This window comes from Kribbella catacumbae DSM 19601 (genome assembly GCF_000372465.1).
GTDB lineage: Bacteria > Actinomycetota > Actinomycetes > Propionibacteriales > Kribbellaceae > Kribbella > Kribbella catacumbae.
In genome coordinates this window covers 21,427-40,860 of sequence record NZ_AQUZ01000062.1, presented here as the reverse complement: position 1 = coordinate 40,860, position 19,434 = coordinate 21,427, and the positions used below count along the sequence as shown (strand labels likewise).

The following is a 19,434-nucleotide window of genomic DNA, read 5'->3' as shown; positions in this document are numbered from 1 at the left end:
AGCGGGAGGCAGTCGGCGTACGCCGGGCGACGTAGTCTGGTGACATGTCACTGACGCGCAGCCCACTGCTTGACCTGCCAGGCGCGGTCGAGGCCAACGGCCTGGACGCCGGGGTCGCGGCTCACTACGGCTCCGACCTGCGCGAGCAGCGGTCGCTGGTCGCCGGCAAGGGGTTCGTCGATCTGTCCCACCGCGACGTCGTCACCATCAGCGGACCGGACAGGCTCACCTGGCTGCACGCACTGACTAGCCAGTACTTCGAGGGGCTGCGGCCGGGCACGTCGACCACGGCCCTGCTGTTGTCGCCGACCGGCCATGTCGAGCACGCGATGTACGGCATTGATGACGGCGAGACCTTCTGGCTGCACACCGAGCCGGGCGCTGCCGCAGCGCTGATCGAGTGGCTCCAGAAGATGGTCTTCATGTCCCGCGTGGAGATCACCGACGTGACAGCCGACTACGCCATCGTGTGGCGCCCAGGCGCGGCTCCTGCCGAAGGTCCTCTAACCCGTAGTGGCGCGGACTCCCTCGGCGGCCACGAAGTCTTCCTTCCCAGAGCTGAGCTTGCTGCGCTTGAAGGACCGGCTGCAGGAGTCTGGGCTTACGAGGCCCTGCGGATCGAAGCGGGCGCGCCGCGGCTCGGGTTGGACATGGACGAGCGCGCGATCCCCAACGAGCTCGGCTGGCTCGGTGTCGGCGTCCATCTCGACAAGGGCTGCTACCGCGGTCAGGAGACGGTCGCGCGGGTGCACAACCTCGGCCGCCCGCCGCGCCGGCTCGTCCGGCTGCACCTGGACGGCTCGGTCGACCACTTGCCCGCCCACGGGTACGCAGTACGGGTGGGGGAGAAGCAGGTCGGGTTCATCGGCTCGGCCGCCCGGCACCACGAGTACGGGCCGATCGCGCTCGCGCTGATCAAGCGCAACGTCGACCCGGAGGCCGTGCTGGAGGTCGTCGCGGAGGACCAGCCGACGGTGACCGCCACGCAGGAGTTGCTCGTCGACCCCGAGGTCGGTCTGCACGTCCGCGCCCGGCTGTGAGCCGGATCATGTCCAACCTGGACTTTTGCACCTGACGCCTGAGCCGTACAGTTCAGCCGTGACCGAACCTGTGATTCTTGCCGATGTGGTGCGCAGCGGATTTGTCGAGGGCCACCACCGTGGCTCTGTCGTGGTGACCGCTCCCGACGGCTCCGTCGAGTGGTCCGCCGGCGTGACCGACCAGCCGATGTTCCCGCGCTCGTCGAACAAGCCGATGCAGGCGCTCGGCATGCTCCGCCACGGTCTCGAGCTGGACGGCGACCTGCTCGCGCTCGCCGGCGCTTCGCATTCCGGCGAGGCCTTCCACCTGGACGGCGTACGCCGGATCCTGGCGGGCGTCGGCCTGGACGAGTCGGCCCTGCGGACGCCGGCGCAGTACCCGATCGACGAGCAGGCGCGAGACGAGTGGGTGCGGGCCGGCCACGGCATCGACCCGATCACGATGAACTGTTCCGGCAAGCACGCGGCGATGATCGCGACCTGCGTGGCCAACGGCTGGCCGCTGCACGACGACGCGCGCGCCAAGAGCCCGGACGGCGTCTGGGGCAGCAACGACTACCGCTCGCCCGAACACCCACTGCAGAAGGTGATCCGGACCGCGGTCGAGGACTCGGCAGGCGAGAAGGTCTCGTACGTCGCCGTCGACGGCTGCGGCGCCCCCATCCTCGCCATCAGCCTGGCGGGCCTGGCCCGCTCCTTCGGCCTCTTCGCCTCGGCCGCGCCGGACACCTTGGAAGGCCGGATCGCAGACGCCTTCCGCTCCTTCCCCGACTACGCCAGCGGGAGCAGGCGAGACGAGTCCGCCCTGATCCGCGCCATCCCCGGCCTCTTCAGCAAGGCCGGCGCCGAAAGCGTCTACGCAGCAGGCCTCGCCGGCGGCCGAGGCATCGCAGTGAAAATCGAGGACGGCACTCCCCGAGCCCGAGCGGTCGTGATGGCCGCAACCCTCCAGCGTCTGGGCTTCGACCACGAGGTCATCACCAGCCAGACCCAGTCCCCGTTGTACGGCGGCGGAATCCAGGTCGGCTCCGTACAACCCCACCAGGCCGCTTTCGGCTGACCCGAGAAAGAACAGCTCAGTTGACCCGACTGGAACGGCTGGCCTCAGCTCGCAGTACCGCGAGGAAGTCGGAGAACTCCCGCCCGATCAAGGCAGATTCACGCAGTACGGCGTACTGACGGCGATACAACTCCACATCCTCCGGCCGGGACACAGTCAGATACGCATGGATGGTCTCGACCTGAACAAAGGGCTCACTGTCGTCGACGTCCTCGTTCAGCGTGAAGCCGTGCCAGGGGATCACGGCGGTCTCTGCGTCCATCGGGATGACGCCGATGGTCACATTGCTCAAGGTGGCGAGGCTGGCGATCCGGTCCAGCTGGGCGACCAGTACGTCTGACGACCCAGGACGCCACCGCAGAGCTGGTTCGGTGAGGATGAACTCGAAGCTGTGCTCCCGGTCGTACAGAAGCTGCTGCCGGTCGAGCCGACCTTGCACTGCGGCCGCGTAGTCCTGCTCTCCGGTTAGGTCGGACGCCGCGAACACGAGACGCGCGTACTCGGCTGTCTGCAGCAGACCAGGCGCCATCGTGGGCAGGAAGGTCAGCTGAGTCCTGACGGCCAGCTCCCGTTGCTGAGTTTGCTGCTGCATCTCACCGAAACTCGCGGCCTGCATGAACTCGTGCCAGCCGTCTGTCTCGTTCAGCGCCGCTGCGGTGGCAGTCGTCAACTCATCCAGACGGTTCGTTGCGCCGGATTGCTCCAGCCATCGAGTCAGCTCAGGAATCGAGGCGAGTGCGTCGCCACGCTCGATGCGGCTGACCCGGGACTGGCTCATCCCGGTACGTACAGCGAGCTGCCTCCCGCTGACACCAGCCATCGTGCGCAGCCGACGGAGTTCCGCCCCGAGACGCTGCCGCGGAGTTCTGGGTGATCGTGGTGAAGTGCTCACTCCGTGGTGGCAACCGCCTTTCCGGATGCTAGGTAGGTGTTCAGCCCCATTGAGTGCCGCAGGGCGACGTCCCGTTCGTGGCGGCAGCGGTCCAGTATGGCCGGTTCAACAGCGTGATCGAAGCCTACGAAATGACCGGCGTTGTCATAGTGCATCAGTACTGCGTACGCCTTCGGTGAGTCGCCGTCGAACAGCCAGAAGTCCTCACCGAGTCCCGACAGCGCAGATTCCGCAGCAGCCCGATCGGCGATCCTGATCCGCTCCCCGGCAGCCTGCGATTCGACGTAGCTCTCCATCTCATACCGCAGGTACTCCGTGAGGGGGTGGTCGACGACGTGAACCCGTTGCCAGATCTTGCCAGCGACCGTTGTCACAGCAATTCGCGCCAGCCACGGCTCTGTGCGTACTGAACGTTCGGGACGAGCCGTCCCTTCGCGGAACGCCTTGAGGCCGGCGTCCTCTGCATCTACCGCGTAGTTCTGCAGGTTCTCGAGCCTGAACACATCTGTCGCAAACCGATCGAAGTAGGCATCGAACTCTACGAAGTTCACGCCGTGGCTCCGGCCTGCACCTTTCGCGCGTACTCGAGCAGAAGTTCACGCGGCACCAGCACGACGGTCTCGTGCGCAGGCATCTGACTCAACTGAGCCAACGCCTCGGCGTCGAGCAGTTCTGCGCCCTGGATCGCCACCAGGGAGCCGTCATCGGTGTCGAACACGTTGGGGCACGGGCCGTTGCTGCAGGTGCCGGCTCTATGAGTGAGTCGCATCTCGCCTCCGTTAAGTCAAAATGAGTCGGACCCCAAGGCTGCAGCAAGTAGCGCGAACCGTCAACCCTCTGTGGTGACTTGACAGCTCATGGTCACGCACCGCATTCTCGAAGAGCGACTGAGTCAAAATGAGTCATTCGAACTTGGATCGATGGGAGTTGTCAGATGGGCGTGATCCCCGTGCGGCCGCTGATTCTTGGGTTCATTCAAGCCGACGGAGTGCCAAGACGTCTCGAGACCGCGCTGACCGGTCAGTTGGCTTCCTGGGCGCAGGGTGAGGGCTACCTGCTCGGCGTGACGTATCGGGAGCAGGTGGGAAACGGCGGCTTCGAATCGTTGCTGCAAGCGATCACTAGGCACGATGCGGTCGGAGTCGTGGTGCCGAGCTTCGCGCATTTCGGTCCGGAGTCGGCGGCCCGTGTGATGGCCGTCAGTGCGCGAGGCGGGGCCAGCGTCTATGCGGTCACGCACACGCCGTCGCGTGGTCCTAGCGACTGACGGAGAGTTCTGCGATCTCACAAGCCCGGTGGGTGGGTGCTGACCCCGCATCGCATCCACTCACTGGTTCCACCACGACAAGGGAGTAGCTGGATGACCACGATCGTCATGATTCCGTTCGGTGCGCGAGTGCAGTTCAGGCCGTACAACATCACAGTGGAGAGTGGGTCGTTCCGGTACGACGGGGAGCGGCAGGTCAATGTGATGGCGGACGGATCCTTGTTGTGTCAGCAGCGGTTGCCGCAGAGTTGCACCGGGACGAACTGGGACAGCAGGCCCGACGACACGGCCGACCCGTACACGTTGGTCGGCTGACGTGGATCGGGGGCCTCGCGTCCTCATCGTCGCCAAGGATCTCGATCCGGCGGCCGATCTGCTGGTCGAGGAGTTCGCCACTCGTGGGGTTGTGGTGATGCGGTTCGACCTGGCTGACTTTCCGCAGCGGATCCAGTTGGCCGCCGAGCACGATGGCTACTGGCGGGGTGTGCTGTCCGACGGTCACCGAACGGCACACCTCGAAGACATCGGTGCGATCCTGTGGCGTGACCCGGGGCCGCCGGCGATCGCCAGCGCGGTTGAGCCGCCGTATGACATGTGGGCCCAGCAGGAGGCCGTCGCAGGGCTGGTTGGGGTCCTTCAGTCGGTCGGAGCGGCGTGGATGAATCCGCCGGAGAACAATCACCTCGCGTCTCGCAAGCCCGTCCAGTTGCCTACTGCGGCTGCCTGTGGACTGCGAGTGCCGCGGAGTCTGATCACCAACGATCTCGAGGCTGCGAAGGCTTTCGTGGCTGCCTTCGACCAGGTGATCTGCAAGCCACTCGCGGGAGCCCAACTCGAACACGCAGACGGGCATCGCACCGCCGTGCCGACGCACCTGATCGATGTCGGCGATCTTGACGAGTCGATCACGGTCACGGCTCACTACCTGCAGGAGTGGATCCCGAAACGCCACGAGATCAGGCTGATCGTTGTCGGTGGCCGGTTCTTCGCTGCGACCATTCATGCCGGCAGCGATGCCGCCTACGTTGATTGGCGGACCGACTACGACGCGCTCACCTACGACACGACCGCCGTGCCCGACGAGGTGCGCCGATCTGTCTGCGCCTGGATGCGGCGGTTCGGGCTGACCTTTGGAGCTTTCGACTTCGCAGTCACACCGGACGATGAGTGGGTGATGTTCGAGTGCAACCCCGCCGGACAGTGGGGGTGGATCCAGGACCGTACCGATCTGCCGATCAGCGCAGCGATTGCCGAACACCTCATTGAAGGACTCAGATGACTCTCGACAACGACAGTCGGTTCGTGCGGCATCTGGATGCTCTGGTGGACGAACTCGTGGACTCCGGGTTGCTGCGGTCGCCGCGGTGGCGAGCGGCGTTCGCGGCGACCCCGCGGCATATCTTTCTGCCGCGATTCTTTCATCCGGATCCCACGACGGGTGATGTGCGCCAGACGACCTCGCAAGACCCTGACTGGCTGGAGATTGCCTATACGGATCAACCGCTGGCGACGCAGTTCAACGGCGAGCCGGGCGACACCAGTGGCATCCCGACCTCCTCCTCGACGGCACCGAGTCTCATGGTCACCATGCTTGAGTTGCTTGATCTCCACCCTCGTCACACTGTGCTGGAGATCGGTACTGGGACGGGTTACAACGCGGCTTTGCTCAGCACCTACCTCGGTGACTGCAATGTCACCACTGTCGACGTTGACGGTGCTCTGACCGGCCCGGCGCGCGATCGCCTCGCTGTTCTCGACCTACACCCAACCGTCGCCACCGCCGATGGGGCTGCTGGATATCCCGACCGGGCGCCGTACGATCGAATCATCGCGACCTGCGCCGTACGGCGTATTCCGATGGCGTGGCTCGAACAGACCAAGCCGGGCGGAAAGATCCTTGTCACTCTTGAAACCAGCCTGCATGGGTATGGTCTCGCGCTCCTCACCATCGACCAAGAGCAACAAGTCGATGGTTGTATCTTGCCGGACGCGGCCTCCTTCATGCCGATGCGCTCACAGGCTGACCCGCTCTTCGTGGAGCTGAGAGCGGCCGCCGCACCGCGACAAAATCAACTTCTCACCACAACCATCCGAGCCGAGGATCTCGAGTCCAACGATGCTCGCTTCGCTGTCGGACTCCAGTTGCCCGATGTCGCCGCGTTCGGGATCGAATCCAGAGATGGTCAAAGCCTCTATCTCGCGCACCACACGGACGGCTCCTGGGCAGAACTTCACCCTGACCAGACGGTAACCGCCGGCGGTCCGACCGATCTGTGGCGTCCGCTTGAAGCCACCTACCTTGGCTGGGTCGGCGCCGGTCGCCCTGGACCTCATCAAGTTGCTGTCTCCTTCAAGACATTCAAGGACCGTCTGGTGCCGACGGTTCGCCAGACGACCTGATCCTTCCTTCGTCCCTGCTCGCTTCACCGTCCGTGAGCGGCCTCACGTCGTGTCTGCTTGCAATTGCAAGCAGGTTGCTAGCACACTGGACGCATGGCCAGATTGGGTGATCGTGCAGCGGGTGCTGTTGGTTCGGTGGGGGAGTATCTCGCCGAGCAGCGCCGGCATGCGCAGCTGTCGTTGCGGCAGCTGTCCGATCTGGCCGGTGTGTCGAACCCGTATCTCAGCCAGATCGAGCGTGGCCTGCGCAAGCCGTCGGCCGATGTGCTGCAGCAGCTCGCGAAGGCTTTGCGGATCTCCGCGGAGACCCTGTACGTGCGGGCCGGCATCCTCGATCCGGACGAGAGCCCGGACGGCGCCCGGCGTACGCCGGGAGTGGTCGACGCGGTACTGCTCGACCCAGCGCTGAACGAGCGGCAGAAGCGCGTACTGCTCGACGTGTACGCCTCGTTCGTCCGTGAGAACACACCCGACGGCTCTGAAGAGCCCGTACCGGAGCCTGCGCAGGCGAAGAAGCCCGCGGCCAAGAAGACCCCTGCAAGAAAACGCACCACCCAGTAGTCACGACCCCGCTGAAAAACCTCACGAGGAGATGCCTGATGGCAACCCGTACCCCCGTCACGCCCCTGTACGTGATCGCCGGCGCCGGCGACCTGGCCGTGGAGAAGTTCCGCGCCGCCACCGACGACGTCGCCACCCGCTTCGCGCAGCTGGACCAGAAGGCCGTGCAGTCGACGCTGCAGACCGAGCTGACCAAGCGTCAGGCCGAGCTGAGCAAGCGCCTCGAGGTGCTCGCCGCCGAGGCCAAGACCGTCCCGGCCAAGCTCCGCGAGCTGCCCGCCGTCGCGCAGGCCGGACTGACCACCGTGCTCGGCCAGGCCGAGGAGACCTACGAGGACCTGGCCGGCCGCGGCAAGGACCTGGTCACCCGGATCCGCAGCCAGAAGGCCACCGAGGACCTGGTCACCCAGGCCAAGACCACGGTGAGCAAGGCCAAGGCCACCCGGACCACCGCGAAGAAGACCGCCGACACCGCGTCGCGCAACGTGAAGGCGACCGCGACCAGCGCCCGCAAGACCGCGAAGACGGCCTCCAAGGCCGCCACCGACGCGGCCGCCAAGGTCGGCGACTGACAGTAGTTCCCCGGCTCTGTGCCGTACGGGTGGTCCCGATCTGAGGTTCGACGGATCGTGGGCCACCCGTGCCTGCGTTAGGCTCGTCGCATGCTCGCACTCGCCACGTTCCAGAACCTGTTTCCCGGGTTCGGTGATCCCATCGGTGTCATCTGGTGGGTGCTGCTCGGTCTGAAACTGGTTGCCCTCGTCGATGCCGCGTTCCGGCCTAGAGCGGTCTTCGTCGCCGCCGACAAACTGACGAAGCCCGGCTGGGTGCTGATCCTGGCCACCTTCACGCTGTCGCAGATCTTCCAGAGCTGGCTGAGTTTCTTCGGCCTGATCGGCATCGTCGCCGCCGCTGTCTACCTGGTGGACGCCCGTCCCGCACTGCGGGCGGCTTCCGGCCGGGGTCGCGGCGGCTGGGGAATTCGCCGCCGCCGGGGCCCACGCCCGCTCTGACCTAGCCGGCCGGTACTACGACCGGTAGACGATCACCTTGTCGCCGACGTGCACCAGGTCGAACAGGACCTTGATCTTGGCCAGGTCGCGGATGTTCGCGCAGCCGTGTGAGGCGCCGTTGTAGCCGCGGGCGGCGAAGTCCGAGGAGTAGTGCACGGCCTGGCCGCCGCTGAAGAACATCGCGTACGGCATCTCGGAGTCGTACAGCTTCGAGACGTGGTTGCGGCTCTTCCAGCCGACCGTGAAACCGCCCTCGCGGGTCGCCGTCTTCTGGGCCCCGAACCGGACGTCCATCTGCATCTTCACCACGCCGTCCACCACGTAGCGCAGCTTGCGGCTGGTCTTGTCGATACACAGGGCGACACCCGTCGCACACCGCTGGTCGAGCTTCTTGCCGTCCACGACTGGCGCCGGCGGGTACAGCTCGAGCTGGGTCGGCTCGCGGGTCGCCGCGGTCAGCTTCGTCCAGGTGTACTGGTCGACGTACCCGAGCGGCGGAATCCCCTGGGAGGTCTGGAACTTCTTCACCGCGGAGCGAGTCATCGTGCCGTAGGAGTTGTCCAGCCACCGCTTCTCGAGCAGTTTGAGCTGGACCAGCCGAGCCTCGACCTTCCGTACTGCGACCCCGTTGGAACCGTTGCTCCACAAGGCTTTCGGATAGATCGCCAGCTCACCACTGACCTCGAACGGGACCGTCTTCAGCTCCGACGTACTGACCTGTTGCTCCGGCGCTGCCGACGCGGTGATTGCGGAACCGCCGAGTGCAGTAACCAGCACGGCGGTCAGCACATTGCGAACAATCAGCGCACTACGAATCCAGCGCATCGGAACCCCTCGAGTCGATCCGTCCCCTACAGATGGGACGCCCACACAGATCATTTGGTTGGCATCGGGCGGACGCCGGCGCCGGAGCATAACCCCCTGCGCCGGCCAAGCCTAAGCTATTTCTCATGCAGATCGAGCTGTCCACGGCCGACATCACCACCGTGCCGACGGACGCGATCGTCAACGCCGCACACCATGCCCTGCGGGGAGGCGGTGGCGTCGACGGCGCGATCCACCGAGCAGGTGGGCCGTCGATCCTGGCCGAGTGCATCGAGCGCTACCCGAACGGCGTACCGACCGGCGAGGCCGGCTGGACGACGGCGGGGGACCTGCCCGCGCAGTACGTGATCCATGTGGTGGGGCCGAACTACACCGCCGGGCAGCGGGATCCGGAGCTGCTCGAGTCCTGCTACCGCAACGCGTTGCGGCTGGCGGACGAGCTCGGCGTACGGCGGCTGACGCTTCCCGCGGTGTCTGCGGGGATCTATGGGTGGCCCAAGCAGTCGGCGGCTGACATCGCCGTACGGACGCTGCAGGAGGCCACTACCGCCGTCACGCTGGCGACCTTCTGTCTGGTCGAGCCGCGGCTGTACACGGCTTTCTCGAAGGCTCTGGGGTGAAACGCGAAGCGGCGGCCGGTTCCCCGAGGGGAGCCGACCGCCGCTTTCAAAAGAGGGATCAGGCGTTGTAGACCAGAACCTTGTCGCCGATCTTCACCTTGCTGAAGATCCAGGCGACCTTCTTCTTGTCGCGCATGTTGGTGCAGCCGTGGGAGGAGCCGTTGTAACCACGGGCCTTGAAGTCCGGGGAGTAGTGCACGGCCTGGCCACCGCTGTAGAACATCGCGTACGGCATCGGCGTCTTGTAGATCGACGAGCGGTGGTTCTTCGACTTGCGGTAGACCTTGAAGGTGCCCTGCCGGCTCGGCGTCCGCGAGCCGCCGAAGCGGGCGTCACCCTCGGCCAGCAGCCGGCCGTTGACGATGAACATCACCTTGCGGGTCTTCTTGTTGATGCACAGGTAGCGCCCGGTCATGCACTGCTTGGCGATGTGCCGGCGACCCGGCACCAAGACAGTCTTCTTCGCCTTCGGCTTGGCCTTCTTGGTGGCAGCCATCGGCGTGACAACGGTCTTGGGCGCAGCTTTCGGAGCCGTCACGGCCTTGGCGACCGGAGCGGCCTCCGCCGCCGTCGCGGCGGTGAGAACACCCACCCCCAGCATCGCGACCGCCGTCGTGGTGGCGCCGAGCTTACGCAGAATGCCCATGTCCTTTTTTCCTTCCCCCAACTGAGTGCTTCCAAAATGTCAGACGTCGCAGCAGCCCACCTGGTTGGTAACGATCCGGAAATTTCCCCCGTCGGACCGGCCAAGCAGGTGAGCTGCCCTACTGAATCAGGCTTTGTTCTTGCGGCCGAGCTTCGCGCGCTCGATCTGAGTCAGCGCGAGTTTACGGATCCGGATGGCATCCGGGGTGACCTCGACACACTCGTCCTCGCGGCAGAATTCCAGCGACTGCTCGAGCGACAGCTTGCGGGCCGGCACCAGCTTCTCGAACTCGTCCGCGTTCGACCGGACGTTGGTCATCTTCTTCTCGCGAGTGATGTTCACGTCCATGTCGTCGGCGCGGGAGTTCTCGCCGACCACCATGCCCTCGTAGACATCGGTACCCGGCTCGCAGAACATCGTGCCGCGCTCCTGCAGGTTCACCATCGCATACGACGTGGTGACGCCGGTGCGGTCCGAGACCAGCGAACCCGACGGGCGGGTGCGTAGCTCGCCGAACCAGGGCTCGTACCCCTCGAAGACGTGGTGCGCGATACCGGTACCACGGGTGTCGGTGAGGAACTCGGTCCGGAAGCCGATCAGGCCACGGGCCGGCACCAGGAACTCCATCCGGACCCAGCCGGTGCCGTGGTTGGTCATCTGCTCCATCCGGCCCTTGCGGACCGCGAGCAACTGGGTGACGGTACCGAGGTACTCCTCGGGGCAGTCGATCGTCAGCCGCTCGACCGGCTCGTGCCGCTTGCCGTTGATCTCGCGGGTGACCACCTGCGGCTTGCCGACGGTCAGCTCGTAACCCTCGCGGCGCATCTGCTCGACCAGGATGGCCAGCGCCAGCTCTCCACGGCCCTGCACCTCCCAGGTGTCGGGACGCTCGGTCGGCAGCACCTTGATCGACACGTTGCCGACGAGTTCGCGGTCGAGCCGGTCCTTGACCAGGCGGGCGGTCACCTTGGTGCCCTTGACCCGGCCGGCCAGCGGCGAGCTGTTCGTACCGATGGTCATCGAGATGGCCGGCTCGTCCACGGTGATGAACGGCAGCGCCTTCGGGTTGTCCGGGTCGGCCAGGGTGTCGCCGATCATGATCTCCGGGATCCCGGCGATCGCGACGATGTCGCCCGGTCCGGCCGAGTCGCCGGGCACCCGCTCGAGCGCCTCGGTGATCAGCAGTTCGGTGATCTTGACCTTCTGGATGGTGCCATCGTGCTTGCACCACGCGACCTGGGAACCCTTCTTCAGGGTGCCTTCGTGTACCCGGACCAGCGCGAGCCGGCCGAGGAACGGCGAGGCGTCCAGGTTGGTGACGTGCGCCTGCAGCGGCGCGCCCTCGGTGTACTCCGGGGCCGGCACGTTCGCCAGGATCGTCTCGAACAGCGGCTCGAGGTCGTCGGAGTCCGGCATGCCGCCGTCTTCGGGCTGGGTCAGCGAGGCGCGACCGGCGCGGGCCGAGGCGTAGACGACCGGGAAGTCCAGGGCGCTCTGGTCCGCGTCGTGGTCGAGCAGGTCCAGGAACAGCTCATAGGTCTCGTCGACGACCTCGGCGATCCGCGCGTCCGGGCGGTCCACCTTGTTCACCACCAGGATCACCGGCATGTTGCGCGCCAGCGCCTTGCGCAGTACGAACCGGGTCTGCGGCAGCGGGCCCTCGGAAGCGTCGACCAGCAAGACGATCGCGTCCACCATCGACAGGCCGCGCTCGACCTCACCACCGAAGTCGGCGTGGCCGGGGGTGTCGATGATGTTCAGCGTCATCTGCTCGCCGTTGGCCATCTTGTGCCGGACGGCGGTGTTCTTGGCGAGGATCGTGATGCCCTTCTCACGCTCCAGGTCACCCGAGTCCATCGCTCGTTCGTCGACGTGCTGGTGGGCTCCGAAGGCACCGGACTGCCACAGCATCGCGTCGACCAGGGTGGTCTTCCCGTGGTCGACGTGGGCCACGATGGCCACGTTGCGCAGATCATTACGGAGGGGCATGCGGAAGCGCTCCAAGCAAGTCGGATTGAAGTCAGGCGGTGGCTACGGGAGGTCTACGTGCCACTCGAGACGCAGGGCGCAGCCATCACATCCTACCCGTCACGGGCTGTCGCAACGAAACCGATGGCCCTTTGACATTCGTTCGCTGTACGTACAGTCTATGACTGGGCGCCTGGGGAGGGGCCTGGCAACGGGGGGTGGGCCTGGGGCGCCGAGCACGAGGTGGGGGGTTGCTCGGCCTCCAGAGCCCCAGCCGAAGAGAGAAGAACGTGCCGCGGTCGGTCAGCACGAACGAGGCGCTGCGGGAACGATCCCGTGAGCGGATCCTCGGCGCTGCCCTCGAGGTCTTCGCCGAGAAGGGCTACGAGGCCGCGTCGATCTCCGACGTCACCCAGCGGGCCGAGGTGTCGCGCGGGCTGGTGACCTACTACTTCCCGAACAAGCTGCGGCTGGCCGCGGAGTTGCTGGACCGCTGGCTGGACGGCATCGGCGCGATCCTCGACCTCACCGGCACCGCGGACGAACGCCTGGCCGGCATCATCGACGGCACCTTGATGGCCACCGTCTTAACGCTCCCGATCCAGCGCCTGGCGATCTCCCTGATGCTGCAACCCTCCACCCACCCGGTCTTCGCCGAGGTCGAATCAGCCAAGTCGGTCCGAGTAGCCCAGATCGAGGACGCGATCCGCACGATCTTCGCCGAACGCGGCGCCCCCGACCCCGCTATCGAAGAAATGTTGCTCAGAGCAACCCTCGAAGGCATCACGGTCAAACTCGCGATCTACCCCGAAACCTTCCCAGTAGAAGCAGTACGCCAACGCCTGCACACGTCGTACGGCCTGCCGGTCCCCTCAACTCCGCTGCCGATCAATTCACCTCCGGTAGACCGGCTACGTGCCAGGCAGCTCCGTGAGTGGCTCATCAGGGCTGGATAAAAGTAACTCACGGATGATCAAAGTGTGCGGTACTTTGATCCATGGATGGATTGGCGCCGGAGCTGCCGGACACCTTCACGACGGCGACGGCGCGTGAGCTCGGGATCCACTCCCGTGACCTGTACGCCTGGCGTGACGACGGCCGGATCGTGGAGTTGTCGCGTGGCGTCTTCCGCCGTGCCGACGCACCGGCCGCTTCGTACCCGGACCTGCTGGCCATCGCCCATCGAGTACCCCGGGCAGTGGTGTGCTGTGTATCGGCAGCGGCTGTGTACGACCTGACCGATGAGTTGCCGGGGACGGTACAGATCGCAGTGCCCAAGGGGTCGGCCTCACCGCGGATCGACTATCCGCCGACAACCTCGTTCCGATTCGAAGCGCGGACCTTCGATCTCGGTCTGTCCCAAATCGAGGCGGCACCTGGTGAATCGGTACGGATCTACAGTCCGACCCGGACGGTGGTCGACCTGATGCGCCTGCGAGGGCGGTTGGGTGAGCCGTTGGCGTTTTCAGTCCTCCACCGCTATCTCCGGTCGCGGGCGGCCAAGCCAGGGCTCCTGCTGGACTTCGCGAGCAAACTGGATGTCTATGGTCCCGTCCGCCGCGCCCTCGACGTGGCAAGCGCCGGATGAGCCGCCCCACCAGGCAAAGCCAGGCCGGTCGCGTCTACCTCGATCTGCAGAACCGGGCGCGCCGCGAGAAGCGGGGAACCCAGGAACTCCTTACCTTGTACGTGGTCGAGCGCTGGCTGGCCCGACTCGGCCGGTCGGAGTACGTCGACAACTTTGTCTTGAAGGCCTATCACCGCAGCCTAGTGCGACAGCCGGAGTTCGTGATGTTGGGCGGCAGGCCCGGACCGCCACCACTCATAAACCTCCTGTTTCCACCTGGGAGCACGCCTGTGAACGCCTGGCCGGGCGCGATCAGTTGAGGTTTGTGAGTGGTGGCGGTCCGGCCCAACGCGACGATCGCACGCTGAACATCACGAGCTCAGGTTGTAGTACTAGCTCAACTGATTCGGCTTGGAGCACGCTTGGCCAAGCGATCAGTCGGCTGAGCGCCGCCTCGCGCAGAGGCGGGACGCTGTCACTCTCCAGGAGCTACTGGGCGCGGTGGACCTTGTGCTGGGCGGCTTGGGCTCGGGGGCGGACGGTCAGGCGGTCGATGTTCACGTGCTTGGGGCGGGTGGCGACCCAGGCGACGATGTCGGCGACGTCGTCGGCGGTGAGTGGCTCGGCGACTCCGGCGTACACGGCGTCGGCCTTGGCCTGGTCGCCGTCGAAGCGGGTCAGGGCGAAACCCTCGCTCTTCACCATGCCGGGGGCGATCTCGCAGACGCGGACCGGCTGGTCGAACAGTTCCAGTCGCAGGGTGTCGACGATCGCCTTCGCCGCGTGCTTGGCCGCGACGTACCCGCCGCCGCCCTCGTACGCGACCTGGCCGGCCGTCGAGCCCATCACGACGATCTGACCCTCCGCGGCGATCAGTGCCGGGAGCAACGACTTGGTGACGGCGGCGACGCCGATCACGTTCACCTCGAACATCTGCCGCCAGGCGTCCAGATCTGCTTCCGAGACTGGCTCGAAGCCGAAGGCGCCGCCTGCATTGTTGAGCAGCAGGTCGACCCGGTCCCCAGCGGCGACGGCGAGCGCGGCGACGTCCTCGGCCGAGGTGACGTCGCATTGCACCGGACGCCCGTCGATCTCCTTGGCCAGCGCCTCGATCCGGTCCAGCCGGCGGGCGGCACAGATCACCTCAAACCCTTCCCGGGCGAGATAACGGGCCGACGCGGCCCCGATCCCGCTGCTGGCTCCGGTGACGACGGCAATCGGCCTAGCTGCTCCGCTCATGGTTGTAGTCTCCCAGCCTGCTTGCCCACCGACGGAACCAGTCCGGACAGTAGAACGTGCTGGCCAGCACCGAGGCGGTCACCGGCTTGATCGAGGAGCTGAGCCGAGAGACCACGGACGTGCACGCGCTGACCAACAGCCTCGCCGCGGCCCTCGAAACCGGCCAGACTCTCGCCCTCCCCATCGAGCCTCCGCAGGCGGAGCCGGCCGGATAGGGAGAAGTCCCGATTCCGCTGCGCGACGGCGGAGTTACGCTGATCGGGTGACCCAACCCTTGGCAGTCCGTCCTCTCCGGCGGGTCGCGATGATCAGCCTGCATACGTCGCCGCTGGACCAGCCTGGGACGGGCGACGCCGGCGGGATGAACGTCTACGTGGTCGAGCTGTCCAAACGGCTGGCCGGGCTCGGGATCGAGGTCGACGTCTTCACCCGCGCGACCGCGTCCGCGCTGCCCGCCAAGGTCGAGCTGCTGCCCGGCGTGAACGTGCGCAACGTGGCCGCCGGGCCGTTCGAGGGTCTGTCGAAAAACGAGCTGCCCTCGCAGCTGTGCACCTTCGCCCGCGCCGTACTGCGCGCCGAGGCGATCCGCGAACCCGGGTACTACGACGTGATCCACTCGCACTACTGGTTGTCCGGCCAGGTCGGACTGCTCGCCCGGGACCGCTGGGCCGTGCCGCTCGTGCACACCATGCACACGATGGCGAAGGTCAAGAACGCCAGCCTGGCCGAGAACGACGTACCGGAGCCGCCGGCCCGGTTGCTCGGCGAGGAGCAGGTCGTCGAGGCCGCGGACCGTCTGCTGGCCAACACCGACGACGAGGCACGGGAGCTGATCGACCTGTACGGCGCCCAGCCGGCGAAGGTCGGTGTGGTCAACCCGGGGGTCGACCTGGAGGTGTTCGGCCCGGGCGACCAGCTCGCGGCGCGGAAGGCGCTCGGGATCCGCGAGGACGCGATCGTGCTCGCGTTCGTCGGCCGGATCCAGCCGTTGAAGGCGCCGGACCTCTTGATCCGGGCCGCGGCCAGGATGCTCGCGCAGGACCCGTCGCTGCGGGACCGGCTGGTGGTCGCGATCATCGGCGGGCCGTCCGGCAACGGGATGGAACACCCCGAGTCGCACGCGGAACTCGCACGGGAGCTAGGCGTCTACGACGTGACCCGGTTCGTGAAGCCGATGGCTCGTGCCGGGTTGGCCGACTGGTACCGGGCCGCCTCGGTGGTGTGCGTACCGTCGTACTCGGAATCCTTCGGCCTGGTCGCGCTGGAAGCCCAGGCCTGCGGTACGCCGGTCGTCGCGGCCGCCGTGGGCGGGCTGACGACGGCGGTTTCGGACGGGGTGACCGGGTTGCTCGTACCGGGGCACGATGTCGGTGACTTCGCCGACGCGCTGCGCCGGATCGTGACGGATCCGTTGCTGCGCGAGACGATGAGCCGCGCGGCGGTCAAGCATGCTGGCGGTTTCGGCTGGGAACTGACCGCGGAGAAGACGCTGGCCGCCTACCGGACAGCGCAGCAGACGATGGCGGCCGAGCTGGCCCAGGAGGTTGGTCGATGAGGGTGTCCGCGGCGGATGTGATCCGTCAGGTGCTGACCGAGAACGACCTCGACTTCACCGAGGCCGAACCGGGGGTCTTCAGCGCCGACCTGCCGGGCGAGCGCAAGCTGAAGACCACGGTGTCGCTGACGGTCGGTAGCCAGGCGGTTCAGGTGCATGCATTCGTCGCGCGCCGGCCGGACGAGAACCACGAGGCCGTCTACCGCTGGCTGCTGGAGCGGAACCTCAAGATGTACGGCGTCGCCTTCGCCGTCGACCATCTGGGCGACATCCACCTGGACGGGCGGGTTCCGCTGCACGCCATCACGCCCGGCGAGGTGGACCGGCTGCTGGGCGCAGTTCTGGAGTATGCCGATTCGTCGTTCAACACGATCCTCGAGCTGGGCTTCGCGTCGTCGATCCGCAAGGAATACGAGTGGCGCCTGTCGCGCGGCGAATCCACCCGGAATCTGGACGCGTTCATGGGCTGGCTGGAGCCTCGCTAGTGCGTCCGACACGGGGCACTAGGCTGCGGGGTATGACTTACCGCCTGATCCTGCTGCGCCACGGCCACAGCGACTGGAACGCCAAGAACCTGTTCACCGGCTGGGTCGACGTCGACCTGAACGCCCAGGGCGTGGAGGAGGCGCACCGTGGCGGCCAGCTGCTGCTGGAGCGCGACCTGCTGCCTGATGTCCTGCACACGTCGCTCCTGCACCGCGCCATCCGGACGGCGACCATCGCCCTCGAGGAGGCCGGCCGGTCCTGGATCGACGTCCGCCGCTCCTGGCGGCTGAACGAGCGCCACTACGGCGGCCTGCAGGGCAAGGACAAGAAGCAGACGCTGGAGGAGCTCGGCGAGGAGCAGTTCATGCTGTTCCGCCGCTCCTACGACACCCCGCCGCCGCCGATCGAGCGCGGCTCGGAGTTCGACCAGGCCGGCGACCCGCGGTACGCCGGACTGCCGTCGGACATTCTGCCGGTCAGCGAGTGCCTCAAGGACGTCGTCGAGCGGATGCTGCCGTACTGGTACGACGCGATCGTGCCCGACCTGCGGGCCGGCAAGACCGTCCTGGTCACCGCCCACGGCAACTCGCTGCGCGCCCTGGTCAAGCACCTCGACAACCTCGACGAGCAGACCATCGTCGGCCTCAACATCCCGACCGGCATCCCGCTGTACTACGAACTCGACGAGGACTTCACCCCCATCAAGCCCGGCGGCGAATACCTCGACCCCAAGGCCGCCGCAGCCGCCATCGAAGCAGTCAAGAACCAGGGCCGCTGAGCGTGGATCGAGTGGTCAGGTGACCTCGCGGGCGGGTGAGACCTTCGATGTGGATCGTGCCGCGGCGGAGGTGGACGATCTTTTGGCGGCCCAGGTGCCGGCTGACGGCCCGACGGAGGCCAAAGGGGATCCGGCCACCGGGGAGTGGACTGTCACGGTCGGCGCTGGCTTCCGGATCGTGCCGCTGTGGGAGGGCGAGCCGCTGACCGGCTTGTACGGCGCCGAGTGGAACGACGAAGCGGATGCCGGCGACGCGCGGCTGGCCTCCTTGACGAAGGCGTTGGAGGCCCGCTGGGGTCCGCACCGGACGGTTCGGCTGGACGGGCCGTTCCTGCGCTGGCAAGGCGGCTCGCCCATCGAGGCGCTCTTCGAGGCGCTCTTCGCCGAGGACCTGTACGGGGACCTGAACGTCTGGGGCCCAGTCGACTCCACCGGTCGCTGTGTCGCAGCGACCGTCGGCCACAGCGACGGCGACGCCCCGCTGGTGCTCGCGGCCCTGGTCACCGACCGCCCGATCACCGAACCGGCCGGAGTGGAGGTGCCCTGACCGGGAGCGCCGCCCCGACCGGTGCCTGTGCCGGTGCGCCCGCCGGGATCTGGGGCGCCCCACCGCGGCAACACAAAGGAGCCCTCGGCAACCAAGTGGTTGCCGAGGGCGCCTTTTGGAAGTGGGTCAGTGGCTGCCGTTGCCGTTGGGGCCAGGGGTGGAGGCGCCCGCGCCTGAGCCGGCTGCTGTGCCGCCGATGGCGACCGGGAGTTCGCCGGTGACCAGGTAGACGACTCGGCGGGCCATCGAGACCGCGTGGTCGGCGATTCGCTCGTAGTACCGGCCGAGGAGGGCGATGTCGACCGCTACCTCGACGCCGTGCGGCCAGGAGTCGTCCATCATCAGCCGGAACTGGTTGCTGCGCAGCTTGTCCATCTCGTCGTCGACCGACTCCAGCTTGGCCGCCGCCTCGACGTCGCGGGTCTTGATCACGTCACCGGCGCCGTCGACCATCCGGCCGGCCACGGCGCCCATCTCCTCGATCACCGATTGCAGCTCGGCTGGGATCGCCGGTGCCGGGTAGCGCAGCCGGGCGATCTTCGACACGTGCGCGGCCAGGTCGCCCATCCGCTCCAGGTCGGCGACCATCCGCAGCGCGGCGACCAGCATCCGCAGCTCGTTGGCGACCGGGGACTGGCGGGCCATCAGCTCGAAGACCTTCTCCTCGATGCCTTCGCCGGCCGCGTCCAGCTGGATGTCGGAGGCAATCACTTCCTCGGCCTGCCGGATATCGGCGGTGAGCAGGGCCGTGGTGGAGCGGCGTACGGCGGTGGACACCGTCCGGGTCATCCGTTCGAGCTCCGCGAGAATGTCGTCGAGCTGCTCGTGATAGGTGTCGCGCATCGTGTCTGCATCCGATCTGTGGTGTCCGGTACTGCGGCGGGCGGGGTACCGCGGGCACGGTTCAGTACCCGCCCACCGTGGACCGTATGCCAACCAGGTTGCCGGTCGGCGACGAGTGGTGAACGCC

The 19,434-nt window shown here is 66.8% G+C and carries 25 protein-coding genes; 17 read left to right on the top strand and 8 right to left on the bottom strand.

Features of this window, described 5'->3' with window-relative positions; all coding sequences use genetic code 11:
• Window positions 1–44 precede the first annotated feature (44 nt).
• Window positions 45–1,040: a CAF17-like 4Fe-4S cluster assembly/insertion protein YgfZ gene (ygfZ, locus tag A3ES_RS0138745; protein WP_020392225.1), complete on the top strand. Its 996-nt coding sequence runs from the start codon at window positions 45–47 to the stop codon at window positions 1,038–1,040.
• A 58-nt stretch (window positions 1,041–1,098) separates the two neighbouring features.
• Complete coding sequence (locus A3ES_RS0138740) at window positions 1,099–2,100, top strand: asparaginase (RefSeq protein WP_020392224.1); 1,002 nt, start codon at window positions 1,099–1,101, stop codon at window positions 2,098–2,100.
• A 16-nt stretch (window positions 2,101–2,116) separates the two neighbouring features.
• Here A3ES_RS0138740 and A3ES_RS0138735 read toward each other — a convergent pair whose 3' ends face one another.
• Genes A3ES_RS0138735 through A3ES_RS0138725 form a run of 3 tightly spaced genes read right to left on the bottom strand, consistent with a single transcriptional unit; the run spans window position 2,117 to window position 3,761 of the window.
• A complete protein-coding gene (locus tag A3ES_RS0138735; protein WP_026163599.1) occupies window positions 2,117–2,992 on the bottom strand; it encodes a helix-turn-helix domain-containing protein in 876 nt (291 codons plus the stop codon).
• Complete coding sequence (locus tag A3ES_RS49965; protein WP_020392222.1) at window positions 2,989–3,543, bottom strand: DUF6879 family protein; 555 nt, start codon at window positions 3,541–3,543, stop codon at window positions 2,989–2,991. The genes A3ES_RS0138735 and A3ES_RS49965 overlap by 4 nt, the downstream gene beginning before the upstream one ends.
• Window positions 3,540–3,761 carry a hypothetical protein gene (locus tag A3ES_RS0138725; protein WP_020392221.1) on the bottom strand — a complete coding sequence of 74 codons (222 nt, stop codon included), beginning with the start codon at window positions 3,759–3,761 and terminating at the stop codon, window positions 3,540–3,542. The genes A3ES_RS49965 and A3ES_RS0138725 overlap by 4 nt, the downstream gene beginning before the upstream one ends.
• Window positions 3,762–3,926: 165 nt before the next feature.
• Here A3ES_RS0138725 and A3ES_RS0138720 point away from each other — a divergent pair, with 165 nt between their 5' ends.
• From A3ES_RS0138720 to A3ES_RS0138690, 7 genes are all read left to right on the top strand, one after another.
• Window positions 3,927–4,259 (top strand): hypothetical protein, encoded by a 333-nt coding sequence (locus tag A3ES_RS0138720; protein WP_020392220.1) that lies wholly within the window; start codon window positions 3,927–3,929, stop codon window positions 4,257–4,259.
• Window positions 4,260–4,352: 93 nt separating this feature from the next.
• The gene (locus A3ES_RS0138715; protein WP_020392219.1) at window positions 4,353–4,574 is read left to right on the top strand and encodes a hypothetical protein; all 222 of its coding nucleotides are present in this window, start codon (window positions 4,353–4,355) and stop codon (window positions 4,572–4,574) included.
• Window position 4,575: 1 nt separating this feature from the next.
• A complete protein-coding gene (tgmB, locus tag A3ES_RS0138710) occupies window positions 4,576–5,538 on the top strand; it encodes an ATP-grasp ribosomal peptide maturase (RefSeq protein WP_020392218.1) in 963 nt (320 codons plus the stop codon).
• Complete coding sequence (locus tag A3ES_RS49960; protein WP_020392217.1) at window positions 5,535–6,659, top strand: methyltransferase domain-containing protein; 1,125 nt, start codon at window positions 5,535–5,537, stop codon at window positions 6,657–6,659. The genes tgmB and A3ES_RS49960 overlap by 4 nt, the downstream gene beginning before the upstream one ends.
• A gap of 93 nt (window positions 6,660–6,752) precedes the next feature.
• Window positions 6,753–7,220, top strand: a complete 468-nt coding sequence (locus A3ES_RS0138700) for a helix-turn-helix domain-containing protein (protein WP_026163598.1) — start codon at window positions 6,753–6,755, stop codon at window positions 7,218–7,220.
• Between the two features lie 38 nt (window positions 7,221–7,258).
• Complete coding sequence (locus A3ES_RS0138695; RefSeq protein ID WP_020392215.1) at window positions 7,259–7,792, top strand: hypothetical protein; 534 nt, start codon at window positions 7,259–7,261, stop codon at window positions 7,790–7,792.
• Between the two features lie 90 nt (window positions 7,793–7,882).
• Window positions 7,883–8,233, top strand: coding sequence for a DUF2516 family protein (locus tag A3ES_RS0138690; protein ID WP_020392214.1), 351 nt, complete (start codon window positions 7,883–7,885; stop codon window positions 8,231–8,233).
• A gap of 15 nt (window positions 8,234–8,248) precedes the next feature.
• On the opposite strand, the gene A3ES_RS0138685 is transcribed toward A3ES_RS0138690, so the two are convergent.
• A complete protein-coding gene (locus tag A3ES_RS0138685) occupies window positions 8,249–9,058 on the bottom strand; it encodes a L,D-transpeptidase family protein (RefSeq protein WP_020392213.1) in 810 nt (269 codons plus the stop codon).
• 125 nt (window positions 9,059–9,183) lie between these two features.
• On the opposite strand from A3ES_RS0138685, the gene A3ES_RS0138680 reads away from it, so the two are divergent.
• Window positions 9,184–9,678 carry an O-acetyl-ADP-ribose deacetylase gene (locus tag A3ES_RS0138680; RefSeq protein WP_020392212.1) on the top strand — a complete coding sequence of 165 codons (495 nt, stop codon included), beginning with the start codon at window positions 9,184–9,186 and terminating at the stop codon, window positions 9,676–9,678.
• A 58-nt stretch (window positions 9,679–9,736) separates the two neighbouring features.
• Here the strand turns inward: A3ES_RS0138680 and A3ES_RS0138675 are convergent, their stop codons facing one another.
• Together A3ES_RS0138675 and typA are read right to left on the bottom strand one after the other, a co-directional pair.
• Window positions 9,737–10,324: a L,D-transpeptidase gene (locus A3ES_RS0138675; RefSeq protein ID WP_020392211.1), complete on the bottom strand. Its 588-nt coding sequence runs from the start codon at window positions 10,322–10,324 to the stop codon at window positions 9,737–9,739.
• Window positions 10,325–10,450: 126 nt separating this feature from the next.
• On the bottom strand, window positions 10,451–12,313 hold the full coding sequence (gene typA, locus A3ES_RS0138670; RefSeq protein WP_026163597.1) for a translational GTPase TypA: 1,863 nt from the start codon (window positions 12,311–12,313) through the stop codon (window positions 10,451–10,453).
• A gap of 269 nt (window positions 12,314–12,582) precedes the next feature.
• Here typA and A3ES_RS0138665 point away from each other — a divergent pair, with 269 nt between their 5' ends.
• The gene (locus tag A3ES_RS0138665) at window positions 12,583–13,248 is read left to right on the top strand and encodes a TetR/AcrR family transcriptional regulator (protein ID WP_020392209.1); all 666 of its coding nucleotides are present in this window, start codon (window positions 12,583–12,585) and stop codon (window positions 13,246–13,248) included.
• A gap of 41 nt (window positions 13,249–13,289) precedes the next feature.
• On the top strand, window positions 13,290–13,880 hold the full coding sequence (locus tag A3ES_RS0138660) for a type IV toxin-antitoxin system AbiEi family antitoxin domain-containing protein (RefSeq protein WP_020392208.1): 591 nt from the start codon (window positions 13,290–13,292) through the stop codon (window positions 13,878–13,880).
• 468 nt (window positions 13,881–14,348) lie between these two features.
• On the opposite strand, the gene A3ES_RS0138650 is transcribed toward A3ES_RS0138660, so the two are convergent.
• Entirely contained in the window at window positions 14,349–15,098 is a 750-nt protein-coding gene (locus tag A3ES_RS0138650) for an SDR family NAD(P)-dependent oxidoreductase (RefSeq protein ID WP_026163596.1), read from the bottom strand.
• 56 nt (window positions 15,099–15,154) lie between these two features.
• On the opposite strand from A3ES_RS0138650, the gene A3ES_RS54625 reads away from it, so the two are divergent.
• Genes A3ES_RS54625 through A3ES_RS0138625 form a run of 5 tightly spaced genes read left to right on the top strand, consistent with a single transcriptional unit; the run spans window position 15,155 to window position 18,464 of the window.
• Window positions 15,155–15,313 (top strand): hypothetical protein, encoded by a 159-nt coding sequence (locus A3ES_RS54625; protein WP_020392205.1) that lies wholly within the window; start codon window positions 15,155–15,157, stop codon window positions 15,311–15,313.
• A gap of 47 nt (window positions 15,314–15,360) precedes the next feature.
• Window positions 15,361–16,653: a D-inositol-3-phosphate glycosyltransferase gene (gene mshA, locus A3ES_RS0138640; protein ID WP_020392204.1), complete on the top strand. Its 1,293-nt coding sequence runs from the start codon at window positions 15,361–15,363 to the stop codon at window positions 16,651–16,653.
• Window positions 16,650–17,138: a type III secretion system chaperone family protein gene (locus A3ES_RS0138635; protein WP_020392203.1), complete on the top strand. Its 489-nt coding sequence runs from the start codon at window positions 16,650–16,652 to the stop codon at window positions 17,136–17,138. The genes mshA and A3ES_RS0138635 overlap by 4 nt, the downstream gene beginning before the upstream one ends.
• Before the next feature lie 32 nt (window positions 17,139–17,170).
• A complete protein-coding gene (locus tag A3ES_RS0138630) occupies window positions 17,171–17,917 on the top strand; it encodes a phosphoglyceromutase (protein WP_020392202.1) in 747 nt (248 codons plus the stop codon).
• Between the two features lie 19 nt (window positions 17,918–17,936).
• A complete protein-coding gene (locus A3ES_RS0138625; RefSeq protein ID WP_020392201.1) occupies window positions 17,937–18,464 on the top strand; it encodes a hypothetical protein in 528 nt (175 codons plus the stop codon).
• Between the two features lie 126 nt (window positions 18,465–18,590).
• On the opposite strand, the gene phoU is transcribed toward A3ES_RS0138625, so the two are convergent.
• Complete coding sequence (gene phoU, locus A3ES_RS0138620; RefSeq protein WP_020392200.1) at window positions 18,591–19,307, bottom strand: phosphate signaling complex protein PhoU; 717 nt, start codon at window positions 19,305–19,307, stop codon at window positions 18,591–18,593.
• Window positions 19,308–19,434: the final 127 nt, after the last annotated feature.

What these genes read in the sequence shown, in the direction of transcription:
- ygfZ (WP_020392225.1), top strand. Translation starts at nt 45, where the DNA reads ATGTCACTGACGCGCAGCCCACTGCTTGACCTGCCAGGCGCGGTCGAG.
- A3ES_RS0138725 (WP_020392221.1), bottom strand. Translation starts at nt 3,761, where the DNA reads ATGCGACTCACTCATAGAGCCGGCACCTGCAGCAACGGCCCGTGCCCC.
- A3ES_RS0138720 (WP_020392220.1), top strand. Translation starts at nt 3,927, where the DNA reads ATGGGCGTGATCCCCGTGCGGCCGCTGATTCTTGGGTTCATTCAAGCC.
- A3ES_RS0138715 (WP_020392219.1), top strand. Translation starts at nt 4,353, where the DNA reads ATGACCACGATCGTCATGATTCCGTTCGGTGCGCGAGTGCAGTTCAGG.
- A3ES_RS49960 (WP_020392217.1), top strand. Translation starts at nt 5,535, where the DNA reads ATGACTCTCGACAACGACAGTCGGTTCGTGCGGCATCTGGATGCTCTG.
- A3ES_RS0138700 (WP_026163598.1), top strand. Translation starts at nt 6,753, where the DNA reads ATGGCCAGATTGGGTGATCGTGCAGCGGGTGCTGTTGGTTCGGTGGGG.
- A3ES_RS0138695 (WP_020392215.1), top strand. Translation starts at nt 7,259, where the DNA reads ATGGCAACCCGTACCCCCGTCACGCCCCTGTACGTGATCGCCGGCGCC.
- A3ES_RS0138690 (WP_020392214.1), top strand. Translation starts at nt 7,883, where the DNA reads ATGCTCGCACTCGCCACGTTCCAGAACCTGTTTCCCGGGTTCGGTGAT.
- A3ES_RS0138685 (WP_020392213.1), bottom strand. Translation starts at nt 9,058, where the DNA reads ATGCGCTGGATTCGTAGTGCGCTGATTGTTCGCAATGTGCTGACCGCC.
- A3ES_RS0138680 (WP_020392212.1), top strand. Translation starts at nt 9,184, where the DNA reads ATGCAGATCGAGCTGTCCACGGCCGACATCACCACCGTGCCGACGGAC.
- A3ES_RS0138675 (WP_020392211.1), bottom strand. Translation starts at nt 10,324, where the DNA reads ATGGGCATTCTGCGTAAGCTCGGCGCCACCACGACGGCGGTCGCGATG.
- typA (WP_026163597.1), bottom strand. Translation starts at nt 12,313, where the DNA reads ATGCCCCTCCGTAATGATCTGCGCAACGTGGCCATCGTGGCCCACGTC.
- A3ES_RS0138660 (WP_020392208.1), top strand. Translation starts at nt 13,290, where the DNA reads ATGGATGGATTGGCGCCGGAGCTGCCGGACACCTTCACGACGGCGACG.
- A3ES_RS0138650 (WP_026163596.1), bottom strand. Translation starts at nt 15,098, where the DNA reads ATGAGCGGAGCAGCTAGGCCGATTGCCGTCGTCACCGGAGCCAGCAGC.
- A3ES_RS0138635 (WP_020392203.1), top strand. Translation starts at nt 16,650, where the DNA reads ATGAGGGTGTCCGCGGCGGATGTGATCCGTCAGGTGCTGACCGAGAAC.
- A3ES_RS0138630 (WP_020392202.1), top strand. Translation starts at nt 17,171, where the DNA reads ATGACTTACCGCCTGATCCTGCTGCGCCACGGCCACAGCGACTGGAAC.
- phoU (WP_020392200.1), bottom strand. Translation starts at nt 19,307, where the DNA reads ATGCGCGACACCTATCACGAGCAGCTCGACGACATTCTCGCGGAGCTC.